The sequence below is a fragment of the Pseudoduganella namucuonensis genome (assembly GCF_900116645.1).
Lineage (GTDB): Bacteria > Pseudomonadota > Gammaproteobacteria > Burkholderiales > Burkholderiaceae_D > Rugamonas > Rugamonas namucuonensis.
In genome coordinates, this window is the sequence record NZ_FPBO01000042.1 from 36,699 (window position 1) to 48,227 (window position 11,529).

General features: G+C 62.5%; 3 protein-coding genes. All 3 read right to left on the reverse strand.

The genetic code is table 11. The features are described 5' to 3' along the window. Positions 1–90 precede the first annotated feature (90 nt). Genes BM436_RS30440 through BM436_RS30450 form a run of 3 tightly spaced genes read right to left on the reverse strand, consistent with a single transcriptional unit; the run spans position 91 to position 11,073 of the window. Positions 91–3,444, reverse strand: coding sequence for a Tc toxin subunit A-related protein (locus BM436_RS30440; protein ID WP_143133375.1), 3,354 nt, complete (start codon positions 3,442–3,444; stop codon positions 91–93). 3 nt (positions 3,445–3,447) lie between these two features. Further along, entirely contained in the window at positions 3,448–9,711 is a 6,264-nt protein-coding gene (locus tag BM436_RS30445) for a neuraminidase-like domain-containing protein (RefSeq protein WP_093559886.1), read from the reverse strand. Between the two features lie 15 nt (positions 9,712–9,726). Further along, positions 9,727–11,073, reverse strand: coding sequence for a hypothetical protein (locus tag BM436_RS30450; protein WP_093559888.1), 1,347 nt, complete (start codon positions 11,071–11,073; stop codon positions 9,727–9,729). Between the last annotated feature and the right edge of the window lie 456 nt (positions 11,074–11,529).

Genomic DNA, 11,529 nt, shown 5'->3' on the forward strand with positions numbered 1-11,529 from the left:
TCCGCTATCACGAAGCGGCCGACGTGGATGGTCCTGTTCAAAACCTGCACATAGCCAGCGTGCGCAATTTTCACCTGACACCACGCACATTCATGGCGCTTGCCAGCTGATCGCAAAGCAGAAATCTTGCAGCACGCCCGGCTGCACTTGGCAGCGCAATGTACCGAAAGCATCCGACAGAATGGTCTTGGATTCGACAGGCGACAATGCGCACTCGTACAATAACCATTCGTTCCAGCGTCTGCTAAACGGGAATTCGACAGGCGCGGCATCGCTTCCAGAGCGCAGCGGCGCAACCTCTTCCGACGCCACAGCGTAGAAATCGATCTGCTGCACCGCCAGCGCGCGCCCGTTTAGCACGGATTGGAGCCAATAGGGATAATGTTCGGGTGACAAGGCCACCTCGATCGCGTGGTACGTATCGCCCGGTGACGCCGAGCGCAATGTTTCCCAAGTATCCGGAAAATCCTCGCGAAGCGAAAAGAGCCTGGTTCTGCCCCGCGCCTCTTGGCGTTTGAGCGATTCCTCGACAGCAAGCAGGACCGCAGCCTTGTCGACACCGTCGAGCGCCGTGTAACCCAAGTGTAAGATGACGTCCGAGATGGTCGCATAATCGAAATCGCGCATCTTGGAGGGCAAGTCGATCTGCCAAGTGCTGATGGCGCCCTGCCCTTCGAACGGTAGATAGCGCTCGTCGCTCCCGGCGCCGTCGAACAGTCCGTCGTCGTGCTGCGCGCCGCTGGTGACGATGCGCGCCGTGCCGGCCGGCCGCAGTTCCTGGAACGGCCCGGCGTCCGGATATTTGCCATCTTTGAGTGCCGCACTGGTGCGGATCTTGCTGGCGGTCAGGGCCAGGGTACAGTGGACCAACATGTGCGGCCCGGTCACGCAAGGGATGCTCACGGCCACCGTCCTAAGCTTGCGTCGGTAGTGGCCGGGCGTGCGCCGGTCGAAGAAGGCTTCGGGGATGTCGAGCGTGCACGATCCACTGGTGCGCAGATGCATCAGGCCTTGCGGGTTCAGTTGCAGCAGGCTGACATTTTCCTGCAGTTCCAGCTCGCGTACGTTCCATTCGTGATACGCGACCGACAGGCGCTGCAGGTCCAGCGCCAGCCGCTCGCCGGCGAGCATCGCTTCGTTCCCGGACGCGTAAGCCGACCCGATGAAGCTGTCCGCCCGTCCCAGTTCATGCTGCATGGCGCGCTCCGCCATGCGCGCCGCCGCTTGCGCCTGGTCCAGTGCGCGGGTGTACAGGCCGTGGGTTTCACGCTTCATCCAGGTGTAAAGCGCTTGCCGGGTGACCTTGCCCTCGCGCTCGTCGCCGAGAAATTGCTCGATTTCGCGTGCATGCGCAATCTGCTTCTTGTGATTGCTCCACTCGCGTGCGGCGACCGCTTCGCGGATCTGCGCCGCGCGCAGCTGCTTGTACAGCAACGAGATTTCGCCTGCCGCGGCGTTGCTCTGCTGGGCCCATTCCTGCTCGCGCCGCGCAAAGCCATTGAGCCGCGCCGCGTCCTGGCTTTGGGTGCCGAGCGTGGTCGCATTGGCGCGCATCGACGCGGCGAGCGATTGCACCGCCGCGGCAATTTGTCGGGGCCCCAGTTCGACGGTCGGCCCCACACCCCAAAACATGCAGTTGATCGCGAAGTCAGGCATCGCCGAGAACAGCGCCGCGGCGCCGTCGGCATGGCTGGCAGCGGCCATGCTCTCGCTCGACGCGCGCGACAGCAGAATTTCCGCTACTTCGTGTCGGTTGACGACGCGCCCGCCGGTCAATCCCGCCATCCCCTCCACGATGTCGTACTCGACGCCGCGCGGGCTGAGCTCGGGTTCGGTATTCTTAAACTTGAACTGGTCCAACCCCTCGGCATGCAGCGCTTCCAACTCGGGCAAGCGAATCTCGTCCGGTTTGCGTCCCAGCATTTGCTCGAAATGCCTGTAGCGCTCGGCTGCCGAGACGATCGACTTTTCCACCCCCTCGCGGTTCTTACCTGCTTCAGCCAGCTGCCCGTAGCGCACGGATTCAATCGCGGTCAACAGGGCACTCTCGTGCCGGGCACGCAGCATCGCCAGCGCTTCCGCATCTTCTTTTTCCATCGCCGCCAACAGGGCAGAGCCCAGCGCGCGCACTTCCTGACATAGCTCCTGGGCGTGGCGCATCCACCAGGTGAAGCGCACGGGGGACTGGGACCGGTCAATATCGTCGAGCAACCTGTTGGGGTCCAGTCCCGCTGCCACGCCACGGGCCAGCAACCCTGGATCGATGGGCGGATCGAACAGTGGCAATTGCCGGTACACGCCTTGAAAATTCAAGCTGTTGCGGATCTTGAAGAGGCGGTCGCCGACCGTATCCCAGTAGCCAAGCAATTTCTCGTTGGCGGGCACGCAGAAGTAAAGCGACCGGCCGATGCTGTCGATGGCGGCCATGCCGCGATTATCCGGGGCGCTAGCGGGCATCGGTGCAAAATCGAAGGCTAGCTCGGCTTCCAGCTTGCGCAGCGCATTGCCGAATTCGTCCAGATCCTTGCGCAAGGTACGATACGACTCGGTGCGCGGCGTGCCGCGCCGCGGCGTAGGCGCGGGCCGCTTGCCCAGTAGTTGGGCCGCGCGGATGTAGTGCATGGCGGCTTCGTCGATAGTTTCCGGGCTGTCTTGCCGGAACAGCGAATCGCCCCAGGCGATCAGATTATCCAGGTAAGCCATCAGGGTGCGCAACTTGTAGGCGCCGCTGCGCGTGCGCGCCACCAGGTGCGGGCGCAAGGGGGCGCGCCGCCACGCCTCGATGGCGAGGATGGTTTTCGCGCGCAAATCGGCTGTTGCGGGGTCGTCCCCGGCCAATGCCACCAGAATGTTCTCGATCTGCTGGACCTCGTTGACCTGGAAGGGCTGTACTTTCCAGTGGCGCTCAGGCGGGCCGTCGCTGGCGTCGGTGGGATCAAACAGGTAATGCAACCAAGTTTGCGCCTCTGCGAAGCGCTGGTTGCGGGTGAGCTGCAAGGCGACCGCCATCGGAATGTGATAGAACAATTCCCAGTTGTAGACGGCATAGGCGCCGTCGACATCGAAGTCCAGGTTGCGCACCGGCAGTTGCTGGTTGACCACCGCGCCGGGCTGGTAGCGCGCCGCGAAAAAGTCTTCATGCAAGGCATAGTCGCCCGGCGCGGGCGGCCGCGCGTCCAGAGCGACGCCCGGTTTGAGCTGGGTATCGACCGCCTGCAGACCGGCGACCGAGCCGCGCAACAATTCCCCGGTCAGCTTGCCCGCATATGGATGAAAATGGTTCGAGATCGTGAATTGCAGTTCAGTGGTCGCGCTGATGGTCTGTTTCCACCTCTGGATCAGCTCGTCATTGGGACCGAGGGCAGGCTTGCCAGGGTTAATGAGATCGAACGGCAAGAAGTCGGCGCCATGGAAGCGGCGCATTCCAGATTTGATGTCGTTCACGGCTTATCCTTTTGTTTGTTGAGAGCGCCCGAGCACGCTGCCGCGTGCGCCCAGCAGAGTGTCGCCGAAACGCACGACGGTGCCGGGCTTCGTCAACCAGTCAGCGGCTTGCTCCAGGCCGTAGCGTGCCAGCGGATTGGCTGGCAGAACGCGCGGTCCCGCCGGATCGCCGGGGTTGAATGGACCCAGGGGACTGTCCGGAAAAACCGGGTCGAATGGATCGATGGGCTGCGGGCCAGGCCAGGGCCCGCCCGGCAGCGGGATCGGCTGACGCGGCGGCAGCGGGGGGAAGATTGGTCCGATGTCGGGCAGCACGCCGGGCTTGATGATGACGTCGGGCCAGTTATTGCCGAGCCACTTCGTCGTGTCCACCGTGGTTTCCTGCTTCCGGCTGGGTTCCACGTAGTAGCTTCCGCTCGAATCGCTGAAAAAGAATGGCGCCAGACGCGCTGCCCACGGGTCATTCGAACGCAAAGGACGATCGAGCGTGGTGATGCGCAATGCCTCCGGCGCCGTCAGGAGCGTGGCGTCCTCGGTGTTCTCGGTCATGGGTGCGGGTGGTTCGGTCGGGGCGGCCGGAGCGGCAGGCCCCGTTCCCTCGGCAAATTGCAGGCTGGTAGATTGATAGAACGATGTCACCAGTTTGCCGGGGCCATGGACGTAGCGATTGATCGACGGCTGCACATTGCGCAGGGTGGCCGGGGCCGCCGCCAGAGGTCCGGCCGCGACGCGCGCCACCGGCGCGTTATGGCTGATCACCTCGAAACTCAGGTTTAGGCTGACGTAGCCGTCTCTTCCCCCTCCCGGGAGAGGAAGCGGTCCGGCCGAATGTACCATGCGCTTGCTATAGAGATTGACCTTGAGCGCGGATTCGATACCATCCGCGCCGCGCTCGCTTTGCAGATTGATGAACAGGTTCGCCGCCAATCGTTGCGGTCCAGCAGCCCCGATCTGCACCGCCGGCATGTCGATGCCGGGACCGGCGGCATGGTGGGTGGTCCACTCCCCGTTGATGCAATCGGCCCACGCCAGCTTAACCGTGCGTATCTCTTCAGTCGGCGGCAACTCCACGCCTTTCTCGGCCGTGAACGGACCGGCGGAAGGCGGCCTCTGCGCCGATGAGTCGATAAAAACAAGCCAGAACACGTGCAGCCTGTCTTTCCAGAAGGTGGCAACCACGTGGTCGCCCTGGATATCGGCGTCCAGCGGCTCCCAGGGAGTCCACATGCCTTGAGCGTAGCGGCGATTGAAATATTTGCGCGGAGACGCATGGGTCCTGCCGATCACATGCAGCGTATTGGACGCCACGTCATCGTGCTGCTCGCAGGTCATCGCAACGATGTCCAGGTTGGCCAAGGTTTCCAGGTCGCGCGTGTATTCGAAGAAGGCGCTGTCGGCCAGTTCGCTGGTCAGGTCGCTTTGCAGCAGCCGGCTTTCGAGACGGCGGTACAAATGGGTACGGTCGTCGCGGAATTCCGGCTCCAGCCAGTTCTCGGGATACAGGAAAATCTTGCGGTTCGCCTCCCACACCCGGTAGCGCTTCATCCAGTCCCATTGCGCGGTGGGGATGGCGGAGGGTTTAACGCTCTCTTTTTCCAGGTTGAGCAGGCAGCGGTTGATGAACAACTGCACGGCGGCAATCGCAATGCGCAGGCGAGAGGTCAGCACCGCCGGCTCCATGCGCGTATCGATCAGATAGGTTTCGTACAGCTCGTCGGCGTCGGCCAGTTTCTTCGCGTGCACGATGTAGGCAGTCAGGGCATCGCGCCGTTGCTTACGCGACGCGTCCGCCAGCGGCCGGATCGCCAGTCGCCAGCCGCCCTCGCCGAAGCGGGCGCGGGCGGCCGCGCGAAGTTGTTCACTGACAAACAGTCGCTTCTTATGATCCAGCTCCAGATCGGCCAGCGCCGTCCAGGAAGCAAGGTCGGACGGCGCGCGGCGAACCCGCCGGGCAGCCTTGAGCACGGCGACGACTTTCTCCAGTACGCCCCAGTGCTTTGGCACTTCCGGGCACGCCTCCTGCACATCGCGCGCCGCGCTCCCCGTCAGCGCGGCCAGTGCGGCGTGCAAGGCATCGAGCTGGGCGGCGCCTGGTCCGCCAGTGCAGGCGTGCAGGACCGGCAGCCAGGCTGCACGCGGGAAATCCGACGCCTGGCGCTGCGCCACGTAGCCGATCAATCCCTCCCACGCGTCGAAGGCTTCGGATTTCTTCGCCTGTTTGAACGATCCCAGCAGGGTGGCCTTATCGCCCCCGAAAAATGGCGGGGCCGACAAGGCGACGGCGAGTTCCCCCGCGCTCAGTTTCAATCCCTTGGCAACATCGAGGGCGACCAGGAAAAACTGGAACGCCTGGGCGCAGGCCTCCGGCAGCGCGGCGAGTGGCGCGATCTTGTCGCTCTCGACGGCATCGAAGAACACTTTTACCAGCGTAGCGCCCGGCGCCACTTCCAGCGTGCCCAGCAATTCGCGCTGCGCCGCAACGTCCAACCGGCACAACGTTGCTAGGCGCGCCGCGACTAGTCCCCGTGCGCGGTTCTGGTCGGCAACCTGCACGTCTTCCCTATCTTCCCTATCAAGTGCCTTGGCCGCTTCCTGGAATCCTGCGGCCAGCTCTTGTAGCATGGCCTCTGGCACCTCCTCGGCGCGCCCGGCCATCCAGTCCGCCAGTTGCGGCACGCTTAGCTGCGCCGCGCGCATAGCGCGCACGAAGCCGACAAACCGCAGCGTCTGTTCCGAAGCCTGCGCCAAGTCTTCCGGGTCGTCTCCCGCCTGGATGAAGGGGTCGATGCCCGATAGCCGCTTCAGTTCGAGCAAATCGGCGACCGGCATCCCTAGGGCTTGGGAGAACTGGGCATGCCGGTAGAGAGCCGATACCAGAGCCAGATCGAGCTTCACTTCGTCGGTCAGGAGCAAGCGAATGCTGGCTTCGTCGAGCTGCAGTTTCGCCCCCAACACACCGGTGTGGTTATCCGCCAGGAGCTTGGCGTCGCTCAGGTATTTTCCTTCAGGATGATCGAACAGCTCCGTCTCCGCGCCACGCAGGAAAATTCGGGTGTAGAGCGGATCGGGCCCCCTGGTGCTCAGCGGTCCCCACAGCGCCTGCAAAAACTGGACGCCGTCCGCGACGCCGCTCAGCATGCCCTCGAGCTGCCTGACTCGATCGAGCTGGATCAACATAACCCGGCTGCGCACGGCCCAGTTGGCTTCGCCTTTCAGCGCCTCCAACCCGCCTGGATACAAGGCGCTCAGCCACTGGTCGGTTTGCGCCACGCTCCAGTCGAAGTGGCGCATCAGGCGCACGAACTGGTTCAGCCTTAAAAACGTGATGGCGGTCGGCGCGTCGCCATTGCAGGCCGCGAAACGCACGTCGCTGAAATCGCCACCGGCGGCCCGGTCCGACAGTACCAGCACCGCGTTGAAATCACCGTTTATCCAATGTTGCTTGATCCATTGCGCCGCATCGAATCCTTTCGCGACCGCGCCATAGCGTTTGGTGACGGCGGCCAACCGCGCCTCGTAGCTGGCCTTTTCTGTGCCCGACAATGGCGGTCCGTGCCGATCGCGCACGACGTCCGCCAGCGCCACGCCCCACTTTTGCAAAGTCACCAGCGCGTCCAGGCGCGGATTGATGAACTGACAGCGTACGAGCTCCATCAGTTGCGCCGGTGACACTTGCAGCCGCTCGGCCAGCACGCCGGCCCGACCTAGCTCGGCAACGGCGGTCTTTGCGTCGGCATACCCATACAGCGCGTACCAGGTTTTCAGCCGAGTTTCGCCGGTGAGCGCCTCGGCGCTTGCGGGGGAGACGCCGAGCCGTTCAAGCGCCGCCTCGTAGTGCGACGGTCGTTCCGAGCCCATTCCCCTGAACAGCTTGCCGACATTGAATGCCTCCGCGAGTTCGCCCGGTTTCAGGCCCAGTAGCGTGGCGCTGGCACGCGCCTGCTCCCAAGGCAGGTCGAGCGGCAAGTTAAGCGGGTACACGGCGTGCGCCAACTTGGAATAGGCGGCGCCGTTGAGCCTTCGCGGCTCGGCGACCAGTTCGTCGGAAGTGGCTTCGTCACCCGCGCTATCGACATCGGCGCCGAGCGTTTCACCCGCCACCAAGCTTTCCAGAATTTCATTGACCACATCGATATACGGCAGCCGGGTATCGGTGTTCGCGCAGTTGAGCGGCAGGTTAGCGAGATCCGGGCGGCGCTTATCCAGCGCGGCAAAGGGCTTGTCGAAGGGATATGGATCAGGATGGTTGGCGCGGTAGGTTGCCAGAAAACTCTGCCATTTCACGTCGGGCGGGTCCAGCAAGGTCAGCAGGTCGACGAAATACGCGGCGGGGCTCAGCACCGAGCGGCAATGTTCGCATTCGGATAGTTCGACGCCAGCCAACTCACCCAGGGTCGACACCTTTGCCAGAGATGCGCTGCGCCCGGGCAGGACCGGCGAGCTCGTGTTCGAGGACGTACTGAGGGTGCTGACGGTACCGTAAAACGACGTCACCGCAGTCGCAACCTGTTTCGCTTTCTCGTAGACGATTTCCAGCCGCGGCTTCATGGCATCAAACAGGGGCGAATTCGCCAACGCTGCGCGCAAGCGCTCCATCAATTCATGCTGGGGAATATCGGCGATATCCAGTGCGCTCTTAATTTCAGGCACCTTCCATAGCACGGTCATCGTCTCGTCGTCTGGTGTGACTTGGTAGAGGGCATGCAGGCGTAACACAGCGGCCTTGGCCTCCGGGGCGTCCTTCAGGCTGTCGGCCAGTTCGGAGATACCGCGCGCGCCCAGCTGGAAGCCGTCGCCGCGCCCTTTTTTAAGCGCCTTGACAACGCGGTCCCGTGCGCCGTCGGCGATGTCGAATTCCTTGTCGATAACTTGTTGAATCACCGATTCGGTCGGATAGGTGCGGCGCACCTGGCGCGCAAGTTCCTCCGCGTATAGCTGCAGGCGCTGTTCCCTCGGCAGGCCATCAGACCCGGGAGGCAACAGGCGCCCCCACGCCGCATCGTCGACGGCCAGCGCGCTCAATTGGTCGTGCCACGCCGCGGCCTTGAACAGCCCCATTCCCGCAATCTGGCTAACGGGCTCGGCGGTATCCATTCGCTCCAGCAGTGCCCCCATCACCTCCAGGTTGAACTTGGTGATTGACGCCAGTTGCCCCTGGAACTCCAGGCGCGCGAGCGTCTTGTCGCTCACCTTGCTTTCGCGCGCGAAGTCCCACAGGGTCTTGTCCGCCGTTCCGGCCGTCGTGTACTTGAACAAGGCTTGCTTGAAACGGTCGGCGTCGCCATCCGGGGCCGCCTGCTCGATGAAGGCGGCGACCGGCGTTCCAGCGGCATTGAGCGGTCGTTGCATCAGAAGTGCCTGCGCCAGCTTCGCGTGTACTTCCAGCGCGGCGGTAATCTCGGCATCGTCCAGGGTCGCGATGCCGCTTTCCTTTGCCGCCATCAGGCGCGTTTTCACATCGCTGGCGTGGGCTGCGGCAAAGCCGTGGAGATCGTTCGGCATGCCGGTGCGCGCCAGTGCATAGTGCACGCTGAATGGCAGTCCGGTGGTCTTGCTAAGCTGTTTGGCTTGTGCACCAAGCGCCAGGATGCGGGCGTCCCATCCGGTGTCGGCGGCGAGGTCGCTCAAGTCGCTGTGGCCCTCGCCGTCCGGGTCTTCCCTGGCCATGGACAAGTCGCCGCCCACCCCGAGCCGGTCTTGCAGCGCGGCTGACAGGCGCGCGAATTCACTCTCGGCAGGCTGCAGCCGTTGCGGTGCGACCAAGACCAGCGTGGCGCCGTCCTGGAGCCCACGCAAGGTACGCGACAGCGCAATTGGCTTGTCGTCTGGGCCGATGGCGACCACTTCGAACGATGCCGTGCTGGCCGAATTGAACGGCAGGGCGAACAAGCCGTCATCGTCCGTCGTGATGTCGGCGCCGATCTGAACGGGTGCTCCGCCGAACTGCCGCTCAAGCAGGCGAAGTCGCAGGCCCGACGCAGGCGCGCCGTAATCCATCAGAACTCGCCCGGTCAACGCCGGGGAGTTACCGGGCCCCGCGATTGTATCGGCGTGCCGCAGCGCCTTGTCCAGCAGCGACAGGTCTAGAACGCCATGCGGCGCCAGGCCATAGTTATTGACGAACTTGCCGAAAGCTTGCACGAGGACGCCGTCCGGGTCTCCGTCCGGCAGCGTCGGCTGATCCAGATAGCCGGTCTTGTACAATTTTTCCTGGTAGTCGCCCAGCTTGTCCCCCAGGGAAGCTAGCAGCTTGCCGTTCAATTGCATGATCGTCTCCTTGCACTATTTTTTATGATCGGAATTCTTCTTTTCGATCAGAGATGGCCCGACCGAACGCACCTGCGCCACTTTTTGCAGCAAATCGAACCAGAATGGCGCACCCAGGGTCAGGGCGGCCGCAGTCAGGATCAGCCCCGCCAGTTTGGTGAACAGGGTAATCACGACGGCGACCCAGCTAACGGGCCATGTATCTGCAAGCGAGGAGAACCAGACTGACTCCCAGCCGAAACTGAGCCCCGCCTTTTCCATCGCCTGCACTTCCGTCTTCAGTGCCTCCTCGTAGGCGGCTTGTGCATCGAGTTGCGTCCTCTCCGCCAGATCGACTTTTGCTGCCGCCACGGCGGCGGTAGCGGCGGCGGTTTCATCTTTGGGTTTCTCGGCCGCGGCCTTGACCAATGCCGCATGCTCGCTCCGGGCCTTGATCAGCGCCGCCCGCTGTTCCACCGCGACGCCGTTTTCCTTGACGCGGGCTAGCGCCTGTGTCGCGAGCGCGGTGCGCATGTCATCGTTGGTTGAGAGTTGGCGCACCAGCGCAATGGTGTCGACATTCATGGCTACAGCTATGAACACGGAAATTCCGATCAGCACCAAGTGGGTTTTCTGCCGATACCAGGCCCCGACTTGGGTCTCGAAGCCCTTGAACCAAGTATCGAACCCGGCTTCGAAGGCAAGTACGTTGCCGCGTGCGCCCATCAGTAAGTCTTTCATCACTGCGCGAATCGGCGAACCGGGCGGCAAGTTTTCCACGGTGGCCTGGAGCGCATCCCAGCCGGCCGGCAAGTCGCGCGCCAGCCGCTTGAGCAGGCTGGCAACCGCTTCGGCGGCGTGGATGCTGTCCTCCTTGCCGAGTTTGCCGATCGTCGCGCCCAGACCGTGCAGGAACTGCTCTACGCTGCCCAGAGCGTCCTCGTAGAGCGACTTCAACGCATCGTGCAGGGGACCGGCGGGAATCGCCGCAATTGCATTGGCCACGCCGAGCGCGGTGTTGGGGTAAAGTGCCAGCAATCGCTCGACCCCCTGGCGCAGGGGCAATGCGCCTTCCTGGGTGGCGACAGTATGGGTGAGCAGGGCTTTCATTGCGGCCGGCGCCGGGATGTAGCTGACTCCGCGCGTGAGCAGGCTCGAATTGTCACTGAGGTAGCGGATGAAGGGGCTGCTGTAGAACGCGGCCACGTTGTCGTCGGCCTTGCCTTCTTCGCCGAACAGGGCGCGGATGCCCTTGTGCAGCCACTTGGCGCGGCTGCTCAGAATCGCCGCCAACGCCTCGTTGATTGCGCTTGTGATCAGGGCGAAGATCAGGTATACGAAGATGATGCCGAGGATTACGTCGAGTAAAGTGAGTATTGGCAAAGGATTCTCTCATTCCAAAATAAATCATAATTCGGACGTAAATTGCTGCCACATCGCCGTTGGTGCTATGTCAATTCCATCCATGCGGTCTGTATTTTGCTTGAGCCTATTAGCCGAACAGTGCACTACGATGCCCATTCTGTAGCTTCTGGAAACCGCCCAGCTCTCGTTTCCTTTCGTAGTTTTGCCCTCACCCACATGAACTCATGTGCTTCTTCACCCCCTAAAAGTGGTTCAAGCAGCGTTACTTCCACGGTAATTATTCATTTCCATTCTGCCATATTAACCGCCATCACCTTGAGAGGTGTGCTTAATAATTTCAGTGCCTTCATAACTTTTTTCATTTTTTATACAGAAGGCCACTTCGCACTCCGGTTCCAGTTACGACCTGATTTCATCACCGCCTTTGTGTGCTTTTCCGAAATGGTTATTTGCTCCATAAGTGAAACGCCCGGA